The 26,168-nt window shown below is 44.9% G+C and carries 24 protein-coding genes; 17 read left to right on the forward strand and 7 right to left on the reverse strand.

The genetic code is table 11. The features are described from left to right. Positions 1–121 precede the first annotated feature (121 nt). Positions 122–940 carry a DUF5694 domain-containing protein gene (locus Q1A08_RS02200; protein ID WP_299769109.1) on the reverse strand — a complete coding sequence of 273 codons (819 nt, stop codon included), beginning with the start codon at positions 938–940 and terminating at the stop codon, positions 122–124. Between the two features lie 270 nt (positions 941–1,210). Here Q1A08_RS02200 and Q1A08_RS02205 point away from each other — a divergent pair, with 270 nt between their 5' ends. The 3 genes from Q1A08_RS02205 (at position 1,211) to Q1A08_RS02215 (ending at position 3,442) form a co-directional block, all read left to right on the forward strand. Beyond that, on the forward strand, positions 1,211–1,990 hold the full coding sequence (locus Q1A08_RS02205) for an enoyl-CoA hydratase/isomerase family protein (protein WP_299769113.1): 780 nt from the start codon (positions 1,211–1,213) through the stop codon (positions 1,988–1,990). Between the two features lie 71 nt (positions 1,991–2,061). Continuing rightward, complete coding sequence (locus tag Q1A08_RS02210; protein ID WP_299769116.1) at positions 2,062–2,499, forward strand: DoxX family protein; 438 nt, start codon at positions 2,062–2,064, stop codon at positions 2,497–2,499. Positions 2,500–2,695: 196 nt separating this feature from the next. Further along, on the forward strand, positions 2,696–3,442 hold the full coding sequence (locus Q1A08_RS02215) for a hypothetical protein (protein ID WP_299769119.1): 747 nt from the start codon (positions 2,696–2,698) through the stop codon (positions 3,440–3,442). Between the two features lie 13 nt (positions 3,443–3,455). Here the strand turns inward: Q1A08_RS02215 and hpaR are convergent, their stop codons facing one another. After that, complete coding sequence (gene hpaR, locus Q1A08_RS02220) at positions 3,456–3,893, reverse strand: homoprotocatechuate degradation operon regulator HpaR (protein ID WP_299769122.1); 438 nt, start codon at positions 3,891–3,893, stop codon at positions 3,456–3,458. 38 nt (positions 3,894–3,931) lie between these two features. Further along, complete coding sequence (locus Q1A08_RS02225) at positions 3,932–4,792, reverse strand: fumarylacetoacetate hydrolase family protein (protein ID WP_299769125.1); 861 nt, start codon at positions 4,790–4,792, stop codon at positions 3,932–3,934. 169 nt (positions 4,793–4,961) lie between these two features. On the opposite strand from Q1A08_RS02225, the gene hpaE reads away from it, so the two are divergent. The 7 genes from hpaE to Q1A08_RS02260 all read left to right on the forward strand — a co-directional run bounded on the left by hpaE (position 4,962) and on the right by Q1A08_RS02260 (position 12,012). Then, a complete protein-coding gene (gene hpaE, locus Q1A08_RS02230) occupies positions 4,962–6,479 on the forward strand; it encodes a 5-carboxymethyl-2-hydroxymuconate semialdehyde dehydrogenase (RefSeq protein ID WP_299769128.1) in 1,518 nt (505 codons plus the stop codon). A 72-nt stretch (positions 6,480–6,551) separates the two neighbouring features. Further along, positions 6,552–7,655, forward strand: a complete 1,104-nt coding sequence (locus tag Q1A08_RS02235; protein WP_299769131.1) for a hypothetical protein — start codon at positions 6,552–6,554, stop codon at positions 7,653–7,655. 10 nt (positions 7,656–7,665) lie between these two features. Continuing rightward, the gene (hpaD, locus tag Q1A08_RS02240; RefSeq protein ID WP_299769134.1) at positions 7,666–8,517 is read left to right on the forward strand and encodes a 3,4-dihydroxyphenylacetate 2,3-dioxygenase; all 852 of its coding nucleotides are present in this window, start codon (positions 7,666–7,668) and stop codon (positions 8,515–8,517) included. 38 nt (positions 8,518–8,555) lie between these two features. Next, positions 8,556–8,945 (forward strand): 5-carboxymethyl-2-hydroxymuconate Delta-isomerase, encoded by a 390-nt coding sequence (locus Q1A08_RS02245; RefSeq protein WP_299769137.1) that lies wholly within the window; start codon positions 8,556–8,558, stop codon positions 8,943–8,945. A gap of 54 nt (positions 8,946–8,999) precedes the next feature. Beyond that, complete coding sequence (hpaH, locus tag Q1A08_RS02250) at positions 9,000–9,818, forward strand: 2-oxo-hept-4-ene-1,7-dioate hydratase (RefSeq protein WP_299769141.1); 819 nt, start codon at positions 9,000–9,002, stop codon at positions 9,816–9,818. A gap of 51 nt (positions 9,819–9,869) precedes the next feature. After that, the gene (locus Q1A08_RS02255; RefSeq protein ID WP_299769144.1) at positions 9,870–10,679 is read left to right on the forward strand and encodes an aldolase/citrate lyase family protein; all 810 of its coding nucleotides are present in this window, start codon (positions 9,870–9,872) and stop codon (positions 10,677–10,679) included. A gap of 361 nt (positions 10,680–11,040) precedes the next feature. Continuing rightward, positions 11,041–12,012 (forward strand): GGDEF domain-containing protein, encoded by a 972-nt coding sequence (locus Q1A08_RS02260; protein ID WP_299769147.1) that lies wholly within the window; start codon positions 11,041–11,043, stop codon positions 12,010–12,012. Positions 12,013–12,015: 3 nt separating this feature from the next. Here Q1A08_RS02260 and Q1A08_RS02265 read toward each other — a convergent pair whose 3' ends face one another. Next, the gene (locus Q1A08_RS02265; RefSeq protein WP_299769149.1) at positions 12,016–13,380 is read right to left on the reverse strand and encodes an HD domain-containing phosphohydrolase; all 1,365 of its coding nucleotides are present in this window, start codon (positions 13,378–13,380) and stop codon (positions 12,016–12,018) included. 97 nt (positions 13,381–13,477) lie between these two features. On the opposite strand from Q1A08_RS02265, the gene Q1A08_RS02270 reads away from it, so the two are divergent. The 7 genes from Q1A08_RS02270 to Q1A08_RS02300 all read left to right on the forward strand — a co-directional run bounded on the left by Q1A08_RS02270 (position 13,478) and on the right by Q1A08_RS02300 (position 21,464). Then, on the forward strand, positions 13,478–14,026 hold the full coding sequence (locus tag Q1A08_RS02270) for a heme NO-binding domain-containing protein (RefSeq protein WP_299769152.1): 549 nt from the start codon (positions 13,478–13,480) through the stop codon (positions 14,024–14,026). Further along, positions 13,977–14,945, forward strand: coding sequence for an ATP-binding protein (locus Q1A08_RS02275; RefSeq protein ID WP_299769156.1), 969 nt, complete (start codon positions 13,977–13,979; stop codon positions 14,943–14,945). Before Q1A08_RS02270 ends, Q1A08_RS02275 begins: the two co-directional genes overlap by 50 nt. Before the next feature lie 211 nt (positions 14,946–15,156). Beyond that, positions 15,157–16,350: a polysaccharide biosynthesis/export family protein gene (locus Q1A08_RS02280; protein WP_299769159.1), complete on the forward strand. Its 1,194-nt coding sequence runs from the start codon at positions 15,157–15,159 to the stop codon at positions 16,348–16,350. Between the two features lie 26 nt (positions 16,351–16,376). After that, on the forward strand, positions 16,377–17,747 hold the full coding sequence (locus Q1A08_RS02285) for a hypothetical protein (protein ID WP_299769161.1): 1,371 nt from the start codon (positions 16,377–16,379) through the stop codon (positions 17,745–17,747). Further along, positions 17,702–18,985, forward strand: a complete 1,284-nt coding sequence (locus Q1A08_RS02290; RefSeq protein WP_299769164.1) for an O-antigen ligase family protein — start codon at positions 17,702–17,704, stop codon at positions 18,983–18,985. Before Q1A08_RS02285 ends, Q1A08_RS02290 begins: the two co-directional genes overlap by 46 nt. A 275-nt stretch (positions 18,986–19,260) precedes the next feature. Continuing rightward, complete coding sequence (locus Q1A08_RS02295) at positions 19,261–20,439, forward strand: polysaccharide pyruvyl transferase family protein (RefSeq protein WP_299769167.1); 1,179 nt, start codon at positions 19,261–19,263, stop codon at positions 20,437–20,439. Next, on the forward strand, positions 20,424–21,464 hold the full coding sequence (locus Q1A08_RS02300; protein WP_299769170.1) for a glycosyltransferase family A protein: 1,041 nt from the start codon (positions 20,424–20,426) through the stop codon (positions 21,462–21,464). Before Q1A08_RS02295 ends, Q1A08_RS02300 begins: the two co-directional genes overlap by 16 nt. A gap of 580 nt (positions 21,465–22,044) precedes the next feature. Here Q1A08_RS02300 and Q1A08_RS02305 read toward each other — a convergent pair. From Q1A08_RS02305 to Q1A08_RS02315, 3 genes are all read right to left on the reverse strand, one after another. Then, the gene (locus Q1A08_RS02305) at positions 22,045–23,055 is read right to left on the reverse strand and encodes a glycosyltransferase family A protein (RefSeq protein ID WP_299769173.1); all 1,011 of its coding nucleotides are present in this window, start codon (positions 23,053–23,055) and stop codon (positions 22,045–22,047) included. Then, entirely contained in the window at positions 23,048–24,319 is a 1,272-nt protein-coding gene (locus Q1A08_RS02310) for an oligosaccharide flippase family protein (protein ID WP_299769176.1), read from the reverse strand. Before Q1A08_RS02310 ends, Q1A08_RS02305 begins: the two co-directional genes overlap by 8 nt. Positions 24,320–24,496: 177 nt before the next feature. Further along, a complete protein-coding gene (locus Q1A08_RS02315) occupies positions 24,497–26,038 on the reverse strand; it encodes a sigma-54 dependent transcriptional regulator (protein WP_299769179.1) in 1,542 nt (513 codons plus the stop codon). Positions 26,039–26,168: the final 130 nt, after the last annotated feature.

Raw genomic sequence — 26,168 nt, forward strand, 5'->3', positions numbered from 1 at the left:
AGACGAAAGGTCTTAAAAACGGTACTGCAGGTAAATAAGCCAACAGGTCTAAATATTGTTGGCTTTTTGTCGAGAATATTTTGAGAGTGTTTTAAATAATCTAGCTTTTTACGGTGCTTTGCTACAAGTAATCCAGTGGGTTTACCAGTGTTCGTTCACTATCTATCTGTAACAAACCCCTAATAATTGCCGTATGACCTGTTCCGCCGATCAAAACTATTCGCTGCCCTGCTTTGGCCTGTTGTTGTAAGTTTGCGTACATTCTAAAGTTTCGATGCCACCAGCTAGCCGTCGAATCGGCGCCAGAATAACTGCCAAATGCCCCTACTTCGTTTAAAAGTAGGTAAAGTGCTTTGTTCTTTCGCTCAGTTTCCACAGTGTTGTTAAAACGTAGAATAGTTTTAAGACTTTCTGTTTGATGAAGCCGATTGCTTTCCAGGCTCATTTCTTCAATTTGCTTATTAACTTTTTGACCGATTGCTGGCGCATGCTTGCTCATTTCTTCAAAGACCGAGCTAGATTGCCAGTGCACTTCTTGCTCGTCATAACAAATGATATTTTTTAAGCCAGATTGCTTGGCTATTCGAAAACCTAGCTGCTGATTTTCGTTAATGCTTAGCTGGTGTTTGTTGGCAAGATAATTTCTGTAAAATTCGTTTAGGCTGGTCTGCTGTTCTTTTCTACATTCCAAAAGAACCTTAGTTGGCTTATAGCCTTTGGAAATTTCTTTGCTTAAACCGATTAGATAGGATTGACTTTCCTCATCTGTAACATCCAATACTTCAGTTTTTACTTTATCTAAGCCAGGGTTGGCAAAGTGGAATACGCTTATCGGCATAACTTGTGCTGGGCTGCTCGCAAAGCTGATACTGCTAAAGACAATTGTCAGCCAAGCTAAAGCGCCAATCTTGTTTTTATCTATATAAACTTTTCTTTTCACCTGCTCTTTACTCCGTTAAAAAATTACTTTTTATTGATTTTCAGCTTTAGACGAAACTTCTCTTTGATTGGATGTTGCGAATACTGCCTGCCTAAATATCTACCTATCTACTTTCTCCTCGGTATTGCTTTAGCCTATGAATTGACCTTATTTACCAGTGTTGAGACGACCGGACTGTGGCTTAATAGCCAATTGAGCCAGATTTAGCTCGAGGCCGTATATGCTTCGACAAAGGATCTAGTTTTTGACGCATAGAGAGTTGGGAAAGTCATGGGTAATAACGACGTCATTATTAGTTACGAGCAAGAGCTAGTGCGGGTGCATCTTAACCGACCTAAACAGCGCAATGCCTTAAACGATAGTATCCGACAGAAAATATCGACTCTGCTTGATGAGCTAATGGAGCGGCCAGACATCCGCGTATTGCTCTTTACTGGTGAGGGTGAATCTTTCTGCTCTGGCGCCGACCTTAAAACGACCTCATACCCTAAGGTAGAGGGCTCTTGGTCGCAGAGGCGAAACCGAACATCTACCTGGCAGCGTGTTCTCGAGCAGCTAGACCGTATCCCACAAGTTACCGTCGCAAGCATGCAAGGCTTTGTGATTGGTGGCGGCGCCCTTCTCGCAACGGCCTGTGACTTTCGCCTGGTGGCAGATAATGCCATTCTATCCATACCCGAGGTTGCCATGGGGATACCCAATGTCTGGAATGGCACCCCTTTATTGGTTCGAGAAGTGGGCTTGCCGGTAGCTAGAGATTGGGTGATGACGGCTAAAAGAGTTAATGCCGAAGAGCTACTCAAGGTCAACTGGGCCCAGCGCCGCTTTCAAACTGAGCAATTGGGCAAAGAAACCCAGGGTTTTATTGAAGAACTACTGGAAATGCCTGCCGCTTCACTGGCTATGACAAGATCTATGTTCTCTGCCTTAGCTCGGAGCCAATCAGGCATGCAATTGGGCTGGGCAGATGCTGATTTGCAGCAATGGTCCTTTACCGAAGAAGAATATCAGCAAAGTACCATGCGCTATTTAGAGAAACTTAAAAAATAATCTAAAGCTAATTTAAGCGATATTAAATAAAACATAAATAGAAAATAAATAAAACACAAGAGAAGCTAGCCATGTCCAACACAACAAACAGTAAGCTAATACTCAGCGGCAAGATCCTGATCGCCCTCTACTTCCTACTACCCGGTCTCATGAAATTTTTGCAGTTTGAGTTGCACCTAGGGCTAATGCAGCGCCATGGTGTTCCCGCAGCAGAGCTAATGCTCATACTGGCCGGTATCGCCAATATCGGCGGTGCAGTTCTGCTGCTCGCCAACCGTCATGTTCGCTTGGTCGCCTTGGGTTTTGCAACCTATGTGCTATTGGTTAATTTTATGCTGCATGATTTTTGGAATTTTGAAGGCATTGAGGCCAAGCACGAGCTACAGAACTTTATCAAGAACCTGGGAATATTGGCCGGTTTGCTAGTGCTGGCAGGGGCAAGCAAAAAGCGCTCGCTTGAGATGTCTAACTTACTTGAATCTGATTCTAAGGCGACATCCGCTAGCTAAGGCTAGCTAAGTTGGCTGGCAACCCAAATTTGGGGCGCCTTCAACGATGTTGAAGGCGCCCATTGGCTTATCACACAGCGGTACAAGAACCAAATGAGACTAGCCACAGCAATAATGCGCCAGAACGCTTTTTAGCCTCTTTGGGCGCCCCTTAAATCTTGTTACTGTATGGTCGTTGTTTACATTTGGTACGATCATGTTGTGCAAGCCCCCTATCCTCAAACTACTGCTAGTCTCTTTTATAAGCGCTCTGCTTAGCTTTAACTCTTATGCTAAGGATACAGAGCAGCTTACTGCTGAGTACAAAAAGCTCGCTAATGGCCCATCAGCCGAGCTAGTAAAAAACAAGCTGCGAGAAGCCTTTGGCGGCAAAGAGGCGCTTCAAGGGCTACGCAGCTTCGAGGCGAAACTTACTATTCGCGCTCCGCAGGAGCCAACAAAGAGTAGCCGAAGCTTTTACTCATTTGCCCGTAAAACCATCGCTAAACAAGATACCGATGGAAGCTTGTCAATGCTCAAAGGCCAGCATGCCATTAAGCTTGTGAATGAAAATGTGATCCGTTTGAGCCGCAAAGAAGTTAAAAGCTTGGCAGGAAATATGAAGCTTAACTTTTTCTACCTTTTAAGAAACAAACATTTAAAACTTATTGGTCCTTTGGAAGTAGCCGAACACCCGAACGAGAGTTGGTGGATATTCAAGCTTAGAAAGACTCAGTCACCGCCGATTGGTGTTGACCTGAAGAGCGGCCAAATACGCAAGGTGCTGTTTGATGATGGAAGCTATGTAGCCGAAAGCAATTATCAAAAGATCAGCTGTGGCTTGAACTGGCCTTTAAATTTTACCGTATTTAAAGGCAATTCTGTTCAGCTGCAGGGTGAGTTTAGTGATATTAGGATCAATCAATCGCCCAGCTTTGAAACGCCGCTATGGTTCTACCCTTAGATACGGCTTTCACTTAGTCCTCGATCTTTTCGACCAGTTCATCGAGTAATTCATACAGTAACTCTAGCTTACCCGGGCCAAAGCGCTGGCTAATAAATTCGTATCGTTCGCTGGACTTTGGTGCAATCTCTACAAATAGCTGATGCCCAACATCGGTTAAGGAAATCAGCGATCGTCTTTGATCGCTAGAAGAGCTAGAGCGAGAAATGATATTTCTTGATTCAAGGTTCTGAATAATTCGACTTAAGCTGGGTTTTAATAGATAACAGGCCTCTGCAAGCTCAGAAATATCCATATCGCCATCGGCCTGCAATGCTCGTATTACTCGCCACTGTTGTGCGGAGAGGTTGTGGGCTTTTAGTGCCGGCATAAACTTTTTCATTACCGCTTCCCTTGCCCGCAATAAAGACATGGGCAAGGAGCGGTCAAAACTGCGTAAACTGTCGTTCATAGATCCTCAGTATCCCGCAGCATTAGTAGTGCGGGCAATTACAGGGGCTCGTCGATCACCCCATTTACCAAGGTGCCCACCCCTTCTACTTCTACCTTAATTTCGTCTCCCGGTACTAAGTACCTTGGAGGATCGAAGCGTGCTCCAGCGCCATTGGGCGTACCTGTAGCTATGACATCACCGGGTTTAAGATGATAAAACTTCGAAAGATAGCTAATGATATATTTAAAGGGGAACATCATACTAGCGGTAGTGTCATCTTGGCGTAATTCACCGTTTACCCAGGTGCGCACGCGCATATCTTCGTACTGCTCGGCGGTAAATTCATCGGCGCTAACCATCCAGGGGCCAATACTGCCGGAATTAATAAAGTTTTTACCTTGGGTAACATTAAATTTTGCGTGACGTACCCAATCTCTCAAGGTGCCCTCGTTCATAATGCTCAGCCCGGCAATATGTTCATAGGCGTCTTCCTCCGCAATACGACGTCCCTCCTTGCCAATAATAATGACAATTTCACCCTCATAATCTAACTGATTGGATTCAGGTGGCCGCCACAAGGGCTGACTGTGCGCGGTAAAGGAGTCGCTCGTGCGCATAAACAAGCTAGGAAACTTAGGCTGTTCAGAGCCATCTTTGTATTCGGCATTGCGATTTGCATAGTTCACACCAATACAGGCGATCTTTTCTGGTGTTAACACCGGCTGCAACAGCTCAACGTCAGATAATGCACAATCGGTGCTGGCATCAGCTGCAAGCGATTTGGCCTCCTCTAAACGCCCCTCCCTAAGGGCCGAAAACAGGCTTCCCCCGAGTTTTTGACCTAAATCTACAATTCCATCCTCTTTGAGCACGCCCCAGCTAACTTCGCCCGCTTTTTTAAAGCTAATAAAACGCATTTTTCCACCTTTGAAAGCAATTTATAATTAACATGTTAATTTAAACCCAAGGGGAATGGCAAGTTCGGCAGCCTATTTAGCGCATTATTAGCTAATAAAAATGGGCTTGCAGCGAATATAATTAACATGTTAACTTAAATAACACGTTAATCAAATCCATGGAGTTACCATGTCTAGCTTTGCTCAGAACAAAGAATCGGCAGCACGCTATCTAGAGCGCTTTAACAGCCAGAGCACGGGCCATTTTATTAATGGCGAATTTGTCTTGCCGAACAATGCTACAACTTATGAAAACCTGAGCCCTAGCGATAATCAGAGCATGGGTAGAGTTGTTGCTGGCACTGCAGAGGATATGGATGCGGCTTGCCAAGCCGCGGCAGACGCCTTTCCCGAATGGCGAGATATGCCCGGCCAGGAGCGCAAAAAACTGCTGAATCATTTTGCCGACTTGATTGAGGCCAGAGCTGAAGAGATAGCCCTAGTAGAATCCTCTGACTGCGGCCAGGCGATTCGCTTTATGAAACAGGCGGCTATCCGAGGAGCTGCTAACTTTCGATTCTTTGCCGATAAAGCCCCAGAGGCCCAAAATGGCTTAGCACTTCACCAAGCTGAACATACCAATTACACCCTTCGCAGCCCAATCGGCCCTGTTGGCATTATCACACCTTGGAACACGCCATTTATGTTGGCGACATGGAAAATTGCACCGGCCCTAGCAGCCGGCTGCACCATCGTTCATAAACCAGCGGAGCTCACCCCGTTAAGTGCTATGTTGCTGGCCGAAATAGCTCAGGAAGCCGGCTTACCAGCAGGTGTTTGGAATACCGTCAACGGGTACGGCGAAACAGTAGGTAAGCGACTCAGTGAACACCCAGCTATACGAGCCGTGGCCCTGGTAGGTGAAAGTGCGACGGGCAGCCACATCATGCGCCAAGGTGCCGATACTTTAAAGCGTGTGCATTTTGAGCTTGGTGGTAAGAACCCAGTCATCGTTTTTGACGATGCGGATTTCGAGCGCGCTTTAGATGCCGTCGTTTTTATGATTTATAGCTTAAATGGTCAGCGCTGCACTTCTTCCAGCCGCTTGCTCATTCAAAGCGGTATTAAGGATAAATTTTTAGCGGCTCTTGAGCAGCGAGTCAAGAACCTAAGCATTGGTCACCCGCTCGACCCAGCGAGCGAAGTGGGCCCACTTGTGCACAAAGGACATTATGAAAAAGTCATGTCTTATATGGATATCGCTAAGCAAGATGGCGCAACGGTAAAAGTGGGTGGTGTAGCTCGTAAAGATCTAGGGGATGGTAATTATGTTAGCCCGACCTTATTCACCGACGCGGATAACACCATGCGAATCGCTCGTGAAGAAATTTTCGGGCCGGTATTAACTACCATCGCTTTTGATACCGAAGACGAGGCCATCGCCTTAGCCAATGATACCGAGTATGGCTTATCAGGTTATATATGGACAGAAAACAGTGGTCGAGCGATGAGAATGGCCAGAGTGGTAGAAGCCGGAATGCTTTGGGTTAACTCAGAAAATAATCGCAATCTGCCCTCACCTTTTGGTGGCATAAAAATGTCCGGCATTGGCCGTGATGGTGGTGACTATAGTTTTGATTTTTATATGGAAACCAAAAACGTATGTATTGCGCATGGTACTCACAAGGTACCGGTCTTGGGTGGCTAGTTACCATTGAAGTGATAGCTAACGATAAGACGTGGTTAGCTTTTAGTATCGAAACCAGAGCATGAGACCATTATGAAACAACCGATTTTAGGCCTAGTCAGCACAGCGATAATTGCAGCGCTCGCACTAGGAATAATTGCTTTATCAGAACCGTCATTTTTTATGGGCTGGCTTTCTTTTGCGGTAATGGCCTGTATCCCAACCCAAATCATCGCTGCCTTTGTGTGGGGGCCATTATTAGAAAATACGCCAACCGTCCGAAAAGGCGGTATTCAAACCGCCATCAGCCTGTTAGGTGGATTAATCTTTGGCTCCGCCTTACACTTTTTAGCTGGGCAAAGTTTTGGCCCAACACCCCAACTGATGATGCTAACAATTGTCACTGTTATCGCTACATTTTGGATTATGGTGGCTTGGAATGCTTGGCCCTTTCCCGCAATAATCCAGTCTCCGATTGCCTTAGGTATTGTTATTCTCTGTTCAGCCTATGTTTTAGCCTACGGCGTTTTTGTCAGTCTGTTTAACTTTCACTTTTTGGCGGGAGCAGATATCTATATTAGCAGCTTAGAAACAGACGGTTTATTTTCAGCCTGGCCAGTTTTAGCCTATCTGGTTACCACCGTCGCCATAATAATGCTGTGCTTGCTACTCGACTTTTACCCAATTAACCAGTTATCCCTTGAGGGATCTAAAGCGGCCTTTGTTAATAGCCTCTGGATATTGGCCTTAGCGGCAATTCCCTTTTATGGTTTTGTCTATCTTGCGGGATTTGATCCTGTTAAGTATATGGTACGTGGCCCGGTCAGCTTTATTTTCGGAGCTTTCATTGTGCTTAATCTCTTGGAGAATAGCCTATTTGGAAATCAGCGAGCGATTATCAAAGCGCTACTCTCAGCGCTCTTGGCACTGGCATTGGCTTTTGCCATGCAGCTGATTTATCAAGCCTTTGCCCAGTGGCTAAATCCAGATATCAATTCTGGGCTACCTGACTATCAGCTAGAACTTTGGTTGGCAAACGCTATGCTGGCGATTACCTTTCCATTGATTGTGATGTTCAGCGATTTCTTTGGTTTTTGGCCATTTCGAAATCTACGTGACCAACAAACACGAAACGAACAAACAACGAATGGTTCGCCAAGTGTTAATGACACACTAAAAACAGAAATTCAAAACTAGGAGTATTAACATGGGGCAAATATCTTTAGCAGCAAAAATTACTCATGTTCCTTCCATGTATCTCTCCGAGATGGATGGGCCCAATAAAGGTTGTCGCGAAGCGGCCATCAACGGTCACAAAGAAATCGCGCAGCGTTGTCGTGATGCAGGCGTCGACACACTGCTGGTATTTGATACCCACTGGCTGGTAAATGCGGGCTACCATATTAACTGCGCCGAGACCTTTTCAGGTGTATACACCAGTAACGAACTGCCCCATTTTATTAAAAATCTTCCCTACGACTACAAGGGCAATAAAGCACTAGGTCATCTTTTAGCGGATGCCGCAACAGAGGCTGGAGTTGTCACCCGAGCCCACAGCGATACCAGTTTGCCTTTAGAGTACGGCACCCTAGTGCCAATGAGGTATATGAACGACGATAATCATTTTAAGGTGGTCTCTGTTTCGGCTATGTGCCAAGTGCACAACTTAGAAGACAGTCGACGACTTGGCGCTGCTTTTCGCGAGGCAATCGAAAAGGACTATGACGGCAATGTGGCGATACTCGCATCGGGCTCCTTATCCCATCGTTTTGCGCAGAACGGCGTATCTGAAGAATATCTTTTTAGAGTTTGGTCTGAGTTTTTAGAAACCACCGATCGAGAAGTTATCGATATGTGGAAAAACGGCGAGTGGGAGCGCTTTACCCAAATGCTGCCTGAATACGCTGAAAAGTGTCACGGCGAAGGCTTTATGCACGATACGGCAATGTTATTAGGCGTATTAGGTTGGGATAAATATCAGGGCCAAGTAGAAGTAGTAACGCCCTACTTTGGAAGTTCAGGTACTGGGCAGATTAATGCCGTCTTTCCAGTTGAATAATGCATCTACCTGAAAATCTACGCTCTAGGATACAAAAAATGGCACACTTTATTCTTGAATATTCAAGTAACCTTAGTACTGGCGAACTGCAGTTTGAACACTTGTTTGCTTCCTTACATGAGGCGGCCCTTGATACTGGGCTTTTTCCAGTAGCGGGCTTGCGCAGTCGTGCTCATTGTTGTGAGCATTTTCGAGTGGCTAATGGCGATCCAGATTTTGCCTTTATCCATTTGGAAGTTCGCCTTGGCGCTGGTCGAAGTGAGGCGGAAAAACAAACGGCGGCCGATGCAATTTTTGCAGCGCTTAGTAATCACTTAAAAGAACTTTACGAACAGAGAGCTTTGGCCATATCCTTCGAAATGAACGAATTGCCAGCGAGCTTAAAGTTTAATCAGAACAACCTCAGAACTTATCTTGCAGAGCCCTAAGCCCTCTTTCAGAAAACAAACACGTGAAAACTTGCACCCTATACAGTGATTATTATGAGCGAACAGCTAACACTATCAACTTCCGAAATTAAGCAAGCCGCCAAGGAACTCTATGAAGCCGAACGTCAAGCTCAGCCTATAGATCCGATTAGTTTACGCTTCCCAGAAATGACTATTAGTGATAGCTATGCCATCCAAGAGAAATGGGTACGGCGTAAAATCGATGATGGCCAGCGGGTAGTCGGTTATAAAATTGGTTACACCTCCAGGGCCATGCAGAAAGCGCTCAATATTAAGGAGCCCGATTATGGTGTGCTACTGGAAGATATGGTTTTCGCTGATGGTAGCGAAATTGAGGTCAGTCAATTTTGTGACCCGCGCATTGAAATGGAGCTCGCATTTATTCTGAAAGAAGAGCTTAGCGGTGAAAATGTCACTGTCTTTGATGTGCTCAATGCCACTGATTATGTGGTGCCAGCATTAGAAATTATCGCTGCTCGAAGTCATCGCGTTCACCCAGAGACACAATATAAGCGCACCGTAAAAGATACTATTGCCGATAATGCAGGCAACGCAGGAATTATTATGGGCGGCCGCCCTATTAAACCCGATGCTAAAGATCTACGCTGGTGCGGCGGCTTGTTGTATCTCAATGGTTTGCTGGAAGAGACCGGCTTGGCTGCTGCCGTTCTCAATCATCCTGCTAATGGGGTTAGCTGGGTAGCAAAACGATTTGCGCCACACGGGGTAAGCTTAAAGCCTGGGCAAATCATTTTATCGGGCTCCTTTACAGCGCCGATAGCCGTAAAAGCGGGTGACACGGTTCATGCTGATTACGGCCCATTGGGCGGAATCTCCTGCCACTTTGTATAGCGCCCTCGGCTACGAGTACAAAATTTCTGGGATAAAACAAGGCGAGCGATAATGCAACTAGAAGAAAATCAATTTAAGCGAAAGCTCAATAGCGGCGACTGCCAGTTCGGTCTTTGGCTTGGACTACCCAATCCTATTTGTGCAGAAATTGCGGCAACAGCAGGCTTCGACTGGCTGTTAATTGATGCAGAACATGCGCCCTTTTCCCTAAAAGATATTCAAGGGCAGCTGCAAGCTTTGGCCCCATATCCCAGCAGTGCGTTGTTGCGCCCACCGGAAGGCAGTACCAGCAATATTAAGCAGTTGCTCGATTTAGGGTGCCAGACACTATTGATTCCCATGGTGGAATCTGTCGAGCAAGCTAAACAACTTATTAATGCCATGTACTACCCACCTAAAGGAGTGAGAGGTCTGGGTACTTCAATGGCAAGAGCCGCGAAATGGAATGGTATTAATAACTACGTTGAGCAAGCCAATGATAATGTTTGCCTTATCCTGCAAATCGAAACCCAGCAAGGACTGGAGCAGCTTGATAAGATTCTAGAGCTGCAAGACTTCGACGGAGTTTTTATCGGCCCTTCAGATCTCTCTGCATCCTTAGGCTATATTGGTCAACCCAACCACCCAGATGTGGTCGACAAAATTGAACAAGCCATTTTAAAAATTAAATCTAAGGGCAAAGCTTGCGGATTATTATCGGTCGATACCGGTATGACCCGACATTACGAGAAGCTAGGCGTCGATTTTATTGGGCTTGGTGTCGATGCTGCCTTACTGGCCCAATCCTTACGCTCACTCTCCGCGGAGTTTTGTGGGCATGCTGGTGATAACGACATGAGTAACAATCGTGCCGGATATTGATTGCTCGATGTATGTATAACTGTAACTGTAAAAACTACCCCTATTGTTTCGAGCCACAACATCGAGATGAGCTGGACTTATTGCTTAGTACCCTAATGCTTATTGGGAACGATCCCGGCGCTGAACTCGCTCATTGCCCAATCTGTGGGCAAAGTTACAAAATAGAACAACTCAGAATGGGCACATTAGTGACTAAGTTACTGAACCCATACTATGCCTGTTTCTAGGGATAACTCTCATTTCTTGCATATTTCTTCTTATCAATACTTCTGGGCTGGTAATTACCTAAATTTATTTCTTGTATTCTCTCTATTGTATAACTACAGTTAGCTCTGTTACTAAGGATAAGTAAGAGGCTAGCATGACTGGGCTCCAACACTGGTCTACAAGCCTCAATGCCTACCCAAGCTTGGATTTAGATCAGCAAAGCACAAAACTGGATGCGTTATTTAAGCAGGCTTTACAATATAAAAGTGTGCTCGAAACCCTTCTAAGCATCACTGATGACTTTGTTTATATCAAAGATGCACAACATAAGTTTATGTTTGCCAGCGACGCCTTTGCACGCCTTACGGGTCATGAGCAATGGCGTGAACTGCAAGGCAAGGACGACTTCGATATCTTCCCTAAAGAGCATGCCGAGCTTTATTTTGAGCACGAGCAAGATGTTATTAACAAAGGCATTAGTCTTGCTCAGCATGAAGAGCCCTACTATTTGCCCAGCGGCGAACTCGGTTGGGTGAGTAGCACAAAAAATCCAGTATTCGATGACAAAGGTAAGGTCATTGGTCTTATTGGCATCAGTAAAGACATTACCCAGATAAAGCGACACCAGGAACTAATAGCTCATCAAGCCACTCATGACTGTTTAACCGATGTCTACAATCGTAAGGCTTTCTATGATTTTGGTGAAACCATGTGGGCCAAATTGCAGCGCGATAAAGCTGAATCTACCCTGCTCTTTTTGGACCTCAATGAGTTTAAACAAGTTAATGATCGCTTAGGGCATCAAGTTGGCGACAAAATACTCTGCAGCTTTGCGAGTTTTCTTAAAGAGGAATGCAGGGATTCTGATCTTTTGGCTCGATTAGGTGGAGATGAATTTGTTATCTATATGGGCGGAGATAAAGACGCTGCGCTTAGTTTAGCCCGAAGATTGATTAGCGCTTCACACAAAGAAGAATTGTTAGGCTGCGCAATTAGTATCGGTATTGCACATAGCAGTAATGCCGAAAATTTAGCTGAGCTGGTAAAACATGCTGACGATGCGATGTATAAAGCTAAAAGAAGCAAATCTCAGCAGTATTGTTTTTATCCATTTTTAAGGGCCTAAAAATCATTCCGGCTCTTTGACGTAGACTTTTAGCTCCTCTTCCATTTGCGCGGCCAAACTCTTAAGTCGCGTAATCATGTCCTGATCTATTTCAACACCCTCGGCAAGCAGAGTGGCACCATTGCTGGCCACCAGATCACGTTGCAAACACATGCCAGCCTGAAGTTGATCCAACTTAATATACTTGTCTGCAGCATCTCGCAGAAACAGTTTCAACTCACTTTGTAATGTACAAAGCTGCTCGACAATAACAGGATCATATTTGCTGCCAGACTGCTCTTTTAGTTTTCCTAGCGCTTCATCGATAGACAAGCAATTCGTTTCAATCAATCCTTGGCAATACAACAACAAGTCTGACACTACGGATAAAATCTTGGCTGCTGTAGAGATGTCTTGTGAATTAAGCCCTTTGGGATAACCTTGGCCATCAAGCTGCTCATGGCGCTGGCTAATAATCTCGGCGGCACCCTTTAAAGGCGGCATACTGGACATCATGTTTTCTGCAATACTGATATGCGTTTGGAAATCGCGCTGCTCTTGCACGTCAAGGTCCAGGTAGGCACGCTTTATAAGTTTGTCTGGAAAACTAACCTTACCTAAATTTCGCAGAATTCCCGCATAGATTAATGCCCGAGTTTCATCTTTTTCAAGTTCAGACAGCTCAGCCATCTTTTTCAGCAATAACATAAGGTTCTGCTTGCTGATCAAAGAGTTACCCATTCTTTGTTCTATTAGGCTAGAAAACAAATTGGTTGTCTGTTGGTAATTGACTTTAAGCTGATCCAAGGAGCTCTGTAACTTACTATTACTAGCTGCTAGGTCTTTGCTTCTCTCGGCGACTTTATTTTCCAAACTCTCATTGAGTTCTTTAAGTTGTTGGTTTTGTAATTTTACCTTGTCTTCAAGCAGTTGCGTACGATGCTTTCCGTGGCTAATCTCTATGCCCTTTTGAACAATTCGGCGCAGCCTATCGTCATCCCAAGGTTTTTCCATATAGAAGTTGATTTTTCCCTTGTTGATAGCCCCAATGGTGGATTCTAGGTCGGCATAACCGGTAAGTAGAATGCGTTCAGTTTCTGGCCAAGCATTAGCAACTTCATTGAGAAATTCAACACCATCCATTCCCGCCATGCGCATATCCGAAATGACAATATCGGCTGCTTGATCTTGTAAAGCCTGGAGGGCCTCGTGGCCGCTTGTTGAGGTGCGAATATTACAGTCCATATCAAAAAGCAGCCTTTGTAGGCTGTTTAAAATCGACTGCTCATCATCAACAATCATAATCTCGATGGCTGGCAAATCACCGCTATCAAATGACAGAATGTCGCTACTATTGGAATCCATGCCGAATTTCTCTTTAGATTTCATGGCTTTAGTATAAACCTAATACAAAACTTAGCCATTACAGTTTGCTATTTGTGATATTCAGCATAAACTGAATACGTCGCAACATGGAGGCTGTGCTATGAAAGGAGTGGTTTTTACAAATTTTGCCGAATTAGTAGAGGACAACTACGGTTTGGCTATGTGGCAAAATATTCTCGATACGGCGAATCCGCCATCCGGAGGTATCTATGTCGCTACCGCACAATATGACGATCAAGAGTTGATTTCTCTTGTCGGGGCGGCCTCTGAGCTACTAGATATGCCTGCTCCAGTGCTTATTCGACGTTTTGGCCAGTTTCTATGGCAGTATTTTGAGGAAAACTACCCTCAGTTTATCACCAGCCACGATAATCTCTTCGATTTCTTAATCTCGGTAGACTCTGTGATTCATATGGAGGTGAATAAACTCTACCCCAATGCCTCTACCCCTGATTTTGAATACGATCGAGAATCACCCAAGCAACTATTGATGCACTATCGCTCTCCACGAAAGCTATGCCACCTATCTGTCGGATTAATAGAAGCATCCGCAAATTACTATCAAACCCCCATACGCATAGAGCACCCAGTGTGTATGCATGAAGGCTCAGACCATTGCGAAATACGAGTTACCATTGCCGATGGATGAGATTGAAGTTTATAAAAAATCACTGGCACGTGAGCGCAAAGCCAGGCAACAAGCTGAGCTTCTTCTGGAATCCAAAGTAAGAGATATATACGAGGCTAATCAGCAGCTCGAGGCTGCAAACGCAAAGCTTAAACAGCAGCAAAAAGAACTTATACAAACCGAGAAACTGGCCTCTTTGGGTACGCTTTCTGCGGGCATTGCCCATGAAATCAATAACCCACTGGCCTTTATCAAAAGTAATATAGGCACCTTAGAGCGCTATTTTTTGTTTTATCAGCAGCACCTCCCTGAAAAAACTGGCGCTCAACACAGCGATATTAACCACGCCCGCCTAGAAAAAATCAAGTTCATTGCTGGGGATTCAGAAGCGATATTCTCTGAGCTGCGAGAAGGCGTGGATCGGGTACAAGCCATTGTTGCCGATTTAAAATCTCTTGCTCGTTCAAAATCTGCGGATGTGCAACTTAACGATAGCAATGACGCCGTCCTTTCGTCGATTCGCATTACCAATAATAAGGTCAAATACCACTGTGAAATTCACACTGACTTGGCCGAATTACCGCCTATCATGTGTAACCTAAATGAATTGAGCCAAGTTTTCATTAATCTTATCGTCAACGCTTGTGACGCTGTCGATGAGAACGGCCTGATCAAAATAAAAGGTTATCAAGAGAGCGGCTATATTCACTACCTAGTAGAAGATAATGGCAAGGGCATATCTGAAGAGGACATGGATAAAATTTTCACCCCCTTCTATACCTCCAAGGAGGTTGGTAAAGGTACTGGTCTAGGACTTTCCGTTTCCTATGGCATTATAGAGAGCCTTGGAGGCACGATTCGCGTCTGCAGTGACATTGGCAAAGGCACCAGTTTCCACATCAGCTTACCGATCAATCGCGAGCCTATCGCAGCCGAATAAACTCCTTCGAATAGCTTTCTATCCTGCGACTTACATAGGATTTTCCTCTTTGCAAAATGCAAAAATTGCAATTTGGCAATACATTCACAAAACCCCATGAAGCAATAAACCCCTTATTATCAATCGCTTACAGGTACAAATTTATCATGGCTTAAGTTTTGCAGTGCTAGTACTAAGAAATCATCTTAATTTAGCTATGTGGAGTTATGCCATGAGAAAACAAGCCAGCTATCCCCTGCTTGGACTTGCAGCCATACTCAATTTAGCGGCCTGTACCCAGCAACATGGCCTAGGCCTGCCTGACAATGGCAATAATAGCGAGCGCCACTTTTTATACGGTAGCCAAGTTGACGTGCCAAACCACGTTTACGGTATCGAGCCCATGTGCAACGCCAGCTCCTTAAACAACCCGCGTAACTCTCCCCAGCAGAACAACAATGCGCCGAAATCCGTGCTAGGCCCTGGAGATCTAATCGAGATCGAAATAAGCCTGGATAAAGCACACTCAGGTCACTTTATCATTTCCGCTGATGGCTATTTGAAGTTAGCCATGATCGAACCCATTAAGGCCTCAGGCTTGAGCAGCGTCGAGCTACAACAGCAGCTAGAACTGGCCCTTATCAAAGGTTCTATCTACCAAGCCCACGCCCTGATGGTTGATGTGCGAGTCCTGCAATGGGCCGCAATCGATATTACGGTGCAAGGTTCTGTATTCGAGCCTGGTCGTGTTCGTATCAATGAAAAAAATAAAGAGCAGCAGGCCGAAAGTAAGTTGCTTGCTAGGGGTGACTTTGCACAAACTCGCTTGCTGTCTGAAGCATTACGTGCAGCCTCCGGCGTAAGACCAGATGCGGATCTTAAAAATGTGCAGATCAGTCGCGGCGATTGGCGCTATCGTGTTGACGTTTCGGGAATCGTAGATGGCGGTGACTACCAAGATGTCGGTTTACAAGCTGGCGATAAAATTCATGTGCCGAGCACCGGCTGCATGCAGGAATACTTAATCCGCCCGAGCATGATCACGCCAAAAGGAATGCGTGTATTCCTCTCTAACCTCAGTGAAACCGCTTCTAACAATGCTAATGCGGCCGTGGGGCGATACAGCAGCAACCTACCCTATGGTTCACGTCTGCTGCATGCCGTCACCTCGGCTAACTGTGTTGGAGGCGCGAGCCTGAGTAACTCCTCTCGTAAAGTGATCCTAGCAAGCCGTAATCCATTTACTGGAAAGACCCGCGTCTTAGAACGATCCGTCGAAGAACTTATTAGGCACCCAGGTAGAGACAGCCTCAACCCTTATCTAATGCCTAATGACGCTGTTGCCTGCTATGACTCTGACATAAGCAATGCTCGTTCATTAGCACGCTCTTTGTTAGACATATTGTCACCGATTAAATTGTTGTAAAAGCCAAACAAATATTGAGAACTGATATGAAATCAAGCAAGAAACAGCTAAAGAAAAAGCAGGCAAGCCGCACTAAGCGTCGCTTGACTGTGCTGCTGTTTCTTGCCTTGAACATAATCCCAATATTGATGGTTGGACTGTATCTAATAAAGACACCGATTTTTCAAAGTAAAATGTCCATTCTTCTGCCGGGCAAAGGCAGCAATAGTAATGTAAAACTAGAAAATGTTGGCCAGGTTAGTTCCAGTTCGAGCTCACCGTTCAGCCAGCAGTTTAATCCTAGAGCGAATTACAAATCGATTCTAGAAAGCCGAGATGTCGCCGAAAAAGTAAAGCGTCAACTTAATCTAGCTGAAGCCCCTGCTAGGCCCAAAGTTAAGCTATTGCAGCAAACTTCAATTATCGAGCTCGACATTCGAAGTGTTAATGCCGATCACAGCCAAGAACTCGCATGGGCTTACTTTTCTGCACTGCAAGAACGCTTATCGGAGCTGCGTGAGGATGAGTTAAAAAGACGCCAACAAAGCACACGCAAGGCCCTGTCTGTACAACTGAGTACGCTCAATGACAGTCGCTTGAAACTACTTAGTTTTCAGCAGCAATCCTTACTGCTAGACAAAAAAATGATGAGTGACCACCTCGCGTTAATTTCAGACACTCGCAGCAAAAAATCATCGCTAAGCGCCGAAATCAAGCGACTTGAGTACGAGGTGGATAGGCTCAGTAAGGATCTTGGCATTTCACCCTATATTGCTGCAAAAGCCCTTAATTTACAGTCTGATATCCGTTTCAACGTATATCTGGAAGAGCTGGCCATCATTAACGTTAAATACAATGAGCATCGCGCTAAATTTGCTAAAAATCACCCAGAGATGCGCAAAGTTCAGCAACGTTACAGTACCGCTCGAGCCAATATTCGCAAACGTAGCGAAGAAATAGCTGGTGGGTTTTCAGCACAAATACTGCAAAACACTAATTTAGGATCAAGCAAACAGTTGGCATCACTATTTTCTAAGTTGCTCATGGATAATGCCGAGCTAGAGGGTCTCAATGCAGAATACGAACAGATCAAACTTAATGAACTTCGCCTACAAGACGAGTTAAAAATTCTGGCCCGTGAAGCTGCTGAGTTAGACCGTCTTGAACGGGAGTTTCAAAGAGCGGAAGCTGTTTATAATTCCGCGGCGGCGCGTCTAGAGCTTAACCAAAGTGATATTTATGCGTCCTACCCTATTGTTCAACTACTCGCTGCACCGAGTATGGCTCTGAATCCAATCAGTCCTAATCCGATGATTGCCTTATTGGCCATTATTGCTGCGCTAGTTTTACTGAATTGCGGAGGGGTTTTGCTATGGCAAAGACAAGCCATTATTCAATTCTTATTGAAGAAAAACTGATCATTTATGCAATTCTAGCAACCTGGCCAGCGTATATTTTTGGATTGCTATATCTATTGGGCTCAGTTATTGCCTGGGTACTATTGCTTATCGTAATGCTTCGCCTGTATATCGAGGGCCCTAAGCACTACCAACACTTATCTGTTTTGGTACTACTCTGGGCCTTAGGCATGTTATTACTGCTTATTTGTCTATTGATCGCGCATGGAGAGTGGCAACTGGGCGCGGCGAAAACAATTAAGTCCAGTTTTGGCTGGGCTAAGGGCTGGGCGCTATTCTCCCTGTTTATTGGTCTTGGCGCATTGCTGCCTTTAAATTTATCGAATATCAGCCGTGCTTGCTGCTGGCTTGCACTAATGGGCGGGCTTTATGCATTTGTATCGGTATTTGCCTTTATACTAAAACTGCCGCAGAGCTTATACATCTCTCCTTTGCAGTTTATGGGTGGTGGTGGTCCAGAGTTCTTTGATGTGCGTTTATACGGTATCAACCCAGAGACGGGCTGGCCACGCTGGTTTTTCTATGCGCCTTGGGCCCCAGCTGGGGGGCTAGTCGCCAGCTTGCTGCTGATCATGTGTAGTCGCACAGAACATCGACCATTGAGATTTGCGGGAATGGCGAGCTGTATACTTATGATGATACTTTGCCAGTCTCGTGTCGCTTGGATCTTACTCGTTATTTGTGGGCCCCTTTATGTTTTTATGCGCTTGAGCGCGCGGCGTCCGATATATCTTTTACTTGCGGTCATTGCGCCGGTATTGCTGTTGTTTAGTGTTGAGGCTATAGAGCTTTTACAGACGACTATGGACGACATTAAGAATGCCCGACCAGACTCCACGAGAGTTCGTGCCGAGTTGGCGCAGATCGCCATCCAAAGCTGGCAGAATGACGCCTATTGGTTTGGCCATGGGATCGTAATCGCTGGACCTAAGAGCGTAGAGTTTATGCCTATTGGCTCGCACCACAGTTGGTATGGTCTGCTTTATGTTAAGGGACTAGTGGGCCTACTGGCATTTGCTTGCCCACTCATCATAACTGCACTCTATCTGCTCTGGCGTGCCCACGAAAATGCTGATATCTGCTGTGGCTTCGTACTCTGTTTTATACTCTGTATTTATAGTTTCACTGAAAATCTAGAAATCCTCGCCTATATAATCTGGCCCGCTTTGCTGTGGATTGGCGCAAGCCTAAAAATACCTTGGGCACCTCTGAATAATGGCTTTGGTGCTCAGGCCTAGTATCTGGGAGCTTTAAACCTCCGCTGAGCACTAACGCCATTATTCAGAGCTGCCCTAGCTATCACTGAATCGATAAAAGTTGCCTTGAGCCAATTTTGCAAAATGCAAAATATTCCTAAACTGCAGTGAAATATGCTCTTGCAGGACCGTAGCTTTCCTTTGCCTCAGCAAAAAGATTTCATTTAATCCATATAAAACAGCAACTTACCAACACTCAATTTACTGGTACAGCGATTGCAATAACAGCTGTACGACTACAGAAATGGAGTGGTGTTATGAATAAAGCATTCTTATTTGGCTACTATGGCATGCACAATGCAGGTGACAATGCCCTTCTGCTAGCCAGCGCCTGGGGCGCAAAGCGTTACTTCCAAGCTGAGCAAGTTACAGTCAATGCATGCCATGAACTCAAATTGCCACTACTCGGCTCTATTCCCTCGTTGATTAATGAGCATCAAGACTTTCCCGGACAGAATAGATTGCTGCAATACCGAGCTGCCTGGCAAAACAAGCACTTAATTTTCGGCGGCGGAAGTGTCTTTCATTGTGCCCGTGATATTCAACATATGCGTCATTTGTGCCGCATTAACCAAGGGCGCAACTCCGCCTTAGGTGTTGGGCTCGGGCCTTTTAAAAATACTGCCGCTGAAAAAGAGTGTAAAAAGTTCTTAGAGCAATGTGATTTTGTTGGCGTTAGAGACCTGCAAAGTTATGAAATCGCTAAATCTCTATCTGTTAACGCGAATGTAGAATTAACTTTCGATCTCGCTGCGATACTAAGTGAAATCCCCAAGGCTGAGTTGCATCGCTGTTCGGAAACTCAAGCGAAACCTGGAGATAATAGCATTGTAGTAAATACCTCAGAGAAAGATAAACGACGTGGGATTGCTGTTGCTCTATGCCCAGTTGAAAGACTCGGTGGCGACTATGCCGCTGAAACCTATCGCTTAAAAACCTTAGCGCGGAGCCTAGCCTTAATACACGCATTAACGGGTGAGCCTATCTATTTATTTGATTTTAATGGTCATCCTTCTCTGGGTGATAGCGCGGTTCACAAGCAGCTCAAAAACCTTATTCCCCAAGGTGTTCCCGTTATCTATTACTACTACCAAAGCAACCCCGCCTTGATAATAGAAAAATTTAAACAAATGCGTGTTGTTTTGGCTATGCGTTTGCATGCCGCTGTTTTTTCCTTTTTGGCTGAAACACCCTGCATCAATCTTTCCTACCACAGTAAATGTGATGGCTGGCATCAGCAAGTTAAGGCTCCAGCTCGATATCGCTTTGATGCATTTAAACTTAATGAAATGAGACTACAAAAAGAGCTGATTGACGGACTTGAGTATGGTTTTGACGGCGCGCAGCTTGCTATCTCGGATGCATTGAGAGCTTCTTTGAAAAACTTTGATCTTCGTTCAATCGCTATGGAGGATCTGCTATGCGTAAATCACTAAGCATTAGTGTGGTAATACCCTTGTACAATAAAGCTGAGGAAGTTATTGCCACTCTTGAATCGGCAATGAAACAAGATCGTGCAGCCGACGAAGTTATTATTGTTGATGATGGATCTACAGATTCTTCCTTTGAAGTTGTCAGCGCCTATATTTCCAGCTTAGCTAGTAACCAAAAAGACGCCATAAATCTTGTTAGGCAACATAATCAAGGCGTTTCGGCTGCTAGAAACCACGGCATTGAACTAGCCAATAGCGAGTACATTGCCTTTTTGGATGCTGATGATGTTTGGCTGCCCCAGTTTTTAAGTCAGATTGAACAACTATATTTTGAAAGCCATTCAAGTGAATTTCTTGCTACAGCCTATCAATATCAGCTTGGTAAGCTTGATTACCAGGCTGCTAAATTTCGCTATGGTCGCAATGCTGATTTAGAAAACTATTTTGATATGGTGGCTGAAGGAGATCTTCCTTTTAATGCTTCAAGTGTTTGTATCGCTAAGGCCTTATTACTCAAGCTAGGTGGCTTTCCGCTTGGCCAGCGTATGGGCGAGGATCAGGAGCTGTGGCAGCGAGCGGCATTGTGTGGCCGTATCGCCTATTCGCCTCTACGCTTAAGCGTATACCGTTTGGAAGCGGATAATCGTGCCTGTGAACAAAAACCTGAAACCCAGGAGTGTCAGTACAGCCAGCAGTTGCTAGATATAGCTAGCCATGATGGCTTGCAAGATAGTCTGCGTGACAGTTTGCTTTCTTGTACAGCCACGCACCTTAGACATTTAGCTAAGCTCAATATTGATGCTGCTTGTTTTGATCAAGCTAAGAGTTTGCTCGTCAGTAGTTTAGAGAGAAAATTTACTTTTAAGAGCTTGTTGTATCTGCTTTTTTGCCATGCTTTTTTGTACAAACAAGGGCTAAAGGCTTGGTTCTGCAAGATAGTTGAATTGAGGAAAACCGAGAAGAATTCGCAGCTGTCGCAGCTACGGTATAAAAAGCGCTGGAGAGGTAGTTTGGATCAGCTTTATTAATCAACAGTACTTATAGGCTTTTTGTACTTCTAGGTAAATATCCAGCCCCCAGCTTGGAGGAGCGATTTTCCGTTCCGACGCTGCATGGACTCGCTACATCCAGTTGCTCACCCTTCGGGCAAGCCCTATTCTGCTCCTCGCAGAATAGTCATGCAGCCACCCGTTCCGTGGATTCGCGCCATCCGGGCGCTCAGCCTTCGGCCAAGCCCAAAACTTCTCCGAGAGATTTTGTCAGGAGCCTAGTCACTCCAAATCGATCCCCCAAGCTGGCGTCTTCTCTATGTGGCCAAATTGAGATTTTTTTACTTGTTATACTAACGATGAACGATTCCGTTATTGCTCATCATAAAACTTTACTCCAACACAACTCTCGCTGCTGAAGCTCAATATATTGGTTTTCATTAATCGATAAATATAATTTGGAACTAGATAATGCTCTAGGGATAGTTGTACAAGCCCGAATTCAACACACTCGAGGCTTGAGTGGAACCCAACTCTACACTAATTGTCGAGATAACAGATTAAACGAGGGCTATTTTAGGTGCCTATCAAGTAGCCAGGCACCTATTTACATTGGGTTCTATGCACCACTTGATTTCATATTAGAAAAGGCTAAAGACTTCACCTTTTCAAAAACAACACCAGGCAGATAAGATGCTATTACACCGGCGAGCGTCATTAGTGTGCGTATCGGCTCTTGGATGATGATCTTGCTATTACAGGCTATTGCTTTAATAAATAGCACGGTTGCTTTAAGGCTTTCTTGATTCATAACCGCACGCCTTGCCAGGTAGCGTAGTTGATAGGCCCTGGCCAAGGGGTAATAGCGATTAAAAAACTTCTTATGCTTTTGCTTAAGTTTGGCAACTGCAGATTCCCAGCTAGCCAGTTGCTTGGAAACATTACCTGATAAACCCTGCTGATTTACACGGTAGAATGTTAAGGCTTGCCTTAGTCCCTGTACCTCCCATTGTGTTTGTAAGGCAAGACGTAGCCAGCAATCTACATCTTCAGACTGTCGTAGATCTTCATCAAAGTATTGTAATTGGCTGGGCTTGGCACTGTTGGGGTTGAAGAATGCAATCTGATTTAATGCGGCTCTTCGTAAAACAGCAGCTGAGCCATTGCCTACTGGATTACGGCAAAATACATCGGCCGCGCTAATATTGCTTAATTTAGGATACTGGCCAATGCCTAGAGCTTGATCAAGCTCATCGACAAACAGAGATGCGCTATAGCTCAGTCCTAACTTAGGGTTCTGTAGGAAGTGTTCATGATGCAGTTTGAGCTTGTCTTGATGCCAAAAATCATCAGAGTCTAGGAATGCTATGTAGATACCACGACTATAGCGGATGCCTGTATTACGCGCGGCAGCCAGTCCGCTATTCGCTTGCTGAACTAATCGAATTCTTCCATCTTGGTATCGATTGAGCTTTGCGAGCGTTTTGTCGGTGCAACCATCGTCAACGCAAATGATTTCAAAGTCTTTATAGCTTTGATTTAGCAGTGAGTCTAAGCAGCACTCAATATAGTCCTCGACGTTATACATAGGCACGACGACTGAAAATACTGGACGTTTACTATTATTCATAATGGCCTCCTGGCATTTTGTTGAAATATAAATAGGCAATTAGTGCAATCATCAAAAGAAAGCTCATAAGCCCTAGCCCGATAACAAAGGCTTGAGCGAAGGAATAGGCGGAATCAAAGTAGTTGAATTGCAACAATGCACATAGGCTTAGCAGGCCAGCGCTTTGTAATAGAGCTTCCCATTTAAAGTAATTTAGGCAGCGAATAATCAATAAGCTGCAATCAAGCAGCAATAGAGCTACGCTGGCATAGCAGAGTAGACTCACTAGTTTTACAGCCCCCTGCCATGCCTCACCAAAAAGTAGCGGCACATATAAGGGCGCTAACAGAGATTGCAACACGAAAAAACTGCTAGTGATTAGACAAAGTCCATAGCTACGCCAAATCGATGAAAAACCTTCATTGCGGGAAAATTCTTTAGCTAAATAAGGATGAATAGCTCTTAGGAAAGCATTGCCCAGTGATTGGGCAATACCAATTGCTGCATTACGAGCGAAGCTATAAAAACCGAAAGCCTCAGGCCCAAGTACTCTTGCTGCAATAAATACATCACAACTTAGGCGAAATTGTTTCGCGAGTTCCGAACCAAAAACGGGGATAGCTTGGCGTAAGAGTTTGTGTGCTAGATTTGCTTTGAACCTAGCTTCAATATTATCTTCGCTATAGCGATAGAATAGAAAACACCACATCGCTGCGGAAGCCAACTTTGCAAATACTATGCACCATGCGGATTGCAGGTAAAAGGCTAAGAATGCACAACTTAGATCTTCTACAACAACAGAACTGGTGCTAAGAACAGCGAAACGTTTTAGCTGTTGACGACGATGCATTAGATTTACACGCACCATAACCAATGGATAAAGCAAGTGGGCAAGCGCACTGTACTTTAGAAGCGTTGCTGCCTCCAATTGATTAAAATAGCTGCCGATAACGTTGGCCAATTGCCACTGGAGAATCATCGTAATAATAGCGATACCCCAGTTTAGGCTGGCAGCCTGCTGGGCTATCCAAAGTAGATCTCGCTGTTTGCATTGGATAATGAGCAGGCCGCCAGATAGCTTGGAAAGGCTTCGGAAACTCTCATGACAAATCGCGACAAACACCATTGTGCCATAGGCCTCGACCCCCAGTGCCCTCGCGATCACGATTATACTGAGCAAGCGACTAATACGATGAACCCCTTCTGCACTCAGCAGTGATAAGAGGTTCTGTAACAAGCGACGATTGCTTTTGTCTAGCCGTTTAAAGGCTGCCGATAGATCCATACCCAATCTCCTTTTGTAGGGTATTTCAATATTCGGGCCAATCTAGATAGTTGCTGTAAGTGCTTGATTATTATAGAGGTGCAGGGGTTTTACAGCTGGGGTACGAATTCGTTTTTTGCAAATTGCATTGCGTTTTGTTGATAGTGGGAACGCCTCTGATGGGTCCCCAAGAGGGTTCTAGTCCTGCCACTGCTGCATTTTACGATATAAAGTAGACGGGCTGACTTCCAGCATGGCGGCCGCTTTTGCTACATTCTGATCACAATACTTGATAGCATCTTCAACCGCTTTACGCTCAACTTGGCTTAGGGGTATAGGGCATGGAACAGCTGAACTATCAATGACAAATCCATGTTGCTGAGTAGCCGCCTGCTCCATCACTGCCTCGCCGGCCTCTCCTTGCACTTGGGAAACTGCTAAGGTTTTAGCGCTTTCAACCGCAGTACTGTATGACTTAGAGCGTATTTTCTTCGGCTTAATAAGTTGGGCAAGTTCATCAGCGCTCAATTTAAGGCTGTTATTGAGTTCAGTGCTATTAATCAACTGCTCCGAACTAAGGATTACCGCACTATAGACCGCGTTCTCTAGCTGGCGAACATTTCCTGGCCAATGATAATTACTAATCAAGGCTTCCGATTTTTCATCAAAACCGATAATCAGCTTGTCTTCCTTTTGAGCAAAAAGCTGAAGAAAGTGGTTTGCCAATAGTAAAGCATCCCACTCACGCTCTCTAAGGGCTGGCATATCGACAGCGATGACGTTCAGTCGATAATACAAATCTTCCCGTAAAATACCGTTTTCAATTGCGGCTAATGGATCCCTATTACAGGCGCTAACGAAACGAATATTGACAATCTCTTCCTGACTTGAACCGACTTTTGAATAGAGACCTGTTTGGATAAAACGCAACAGCTTCGACTGCAAAGACATATCCATTTCGCTGATTTCATCGAGAAAGAATGTTCCTCCGTCCGCTTTACTGGCTAAGCCATCATGCTCTTTGTGTGCCCCCGAAAAAGCACCTTTTACATGGCCAAATATTTCCGATTCCAATAATTCACTGGGTATGGCGGCGCAGTTCAGAGTAACAAATGGTTTATCTTTACGTTTACTATGTTTGTGTAAGGCTGCGGCCACTAGCTCCTTACCCGTTCCGCTTTCGCCTGTTACAAAAACACTGGCTTCACTGGGCGCAGCTTTGCTAATAAGCTGATATACGCACTGCATGGCGAGGCTGTCGCCTATAAAGTCATCGAATTGCTCTTGGTTCAAGCAGCTAAGCTGACTCACGCTACGCTGCAGCATGAGTCGCTCTAGAATTAGACTTCGCAGGTACACAGCTTGCTCTAAGCTGTTTAGCAATTGATCGTTATCCCAAGGCTTTGTTATAAAACCCCAGATACGGCCTTGATTGATGGCATCCAGCACCGTGTCTTTTTCACTCATGCCACTGAGGGCCATGCGAATAATTTCTGGATATTCTTCGGCGACTTGAGCGAGCAATTCAATACCACTCATTTCGGGCATATTAATATCAGATACCAGAATGTCGACCGGGTTTTCCCTTATATAATCCAGCGCTTGTAAAGGAGAACTGAAAAATAGACAGTTGGCTTCGCTTTCGAAGGTAACACGTTCGATAGCTTTTAAGATCGATTGCTCATCATCCACAAAAAGGATGCTGTACTGTCTGCTTCTTGCGACGATATTTGCTTCCATACCCTGGCCACTAATTCAGAAAAAGGCGTTAGCAGTTTAGCTTATAAAGGCCAGTTTTGCATGAAAGCTCATAATGTTTGGAGGCTATTCTGACCAAGAGTAATGGCCATCGAACTTTCCGCTTGGCCAC

This window comes from uncultured Pseudoteredinibacter sp. (assembly GCF_947500695.1).
GTDB lineage: Bacteria > Pseudomonadota > Gammaproteobacteria > Pseudomonadales > Cellvibrionaceae > Pseudoteredinibacter.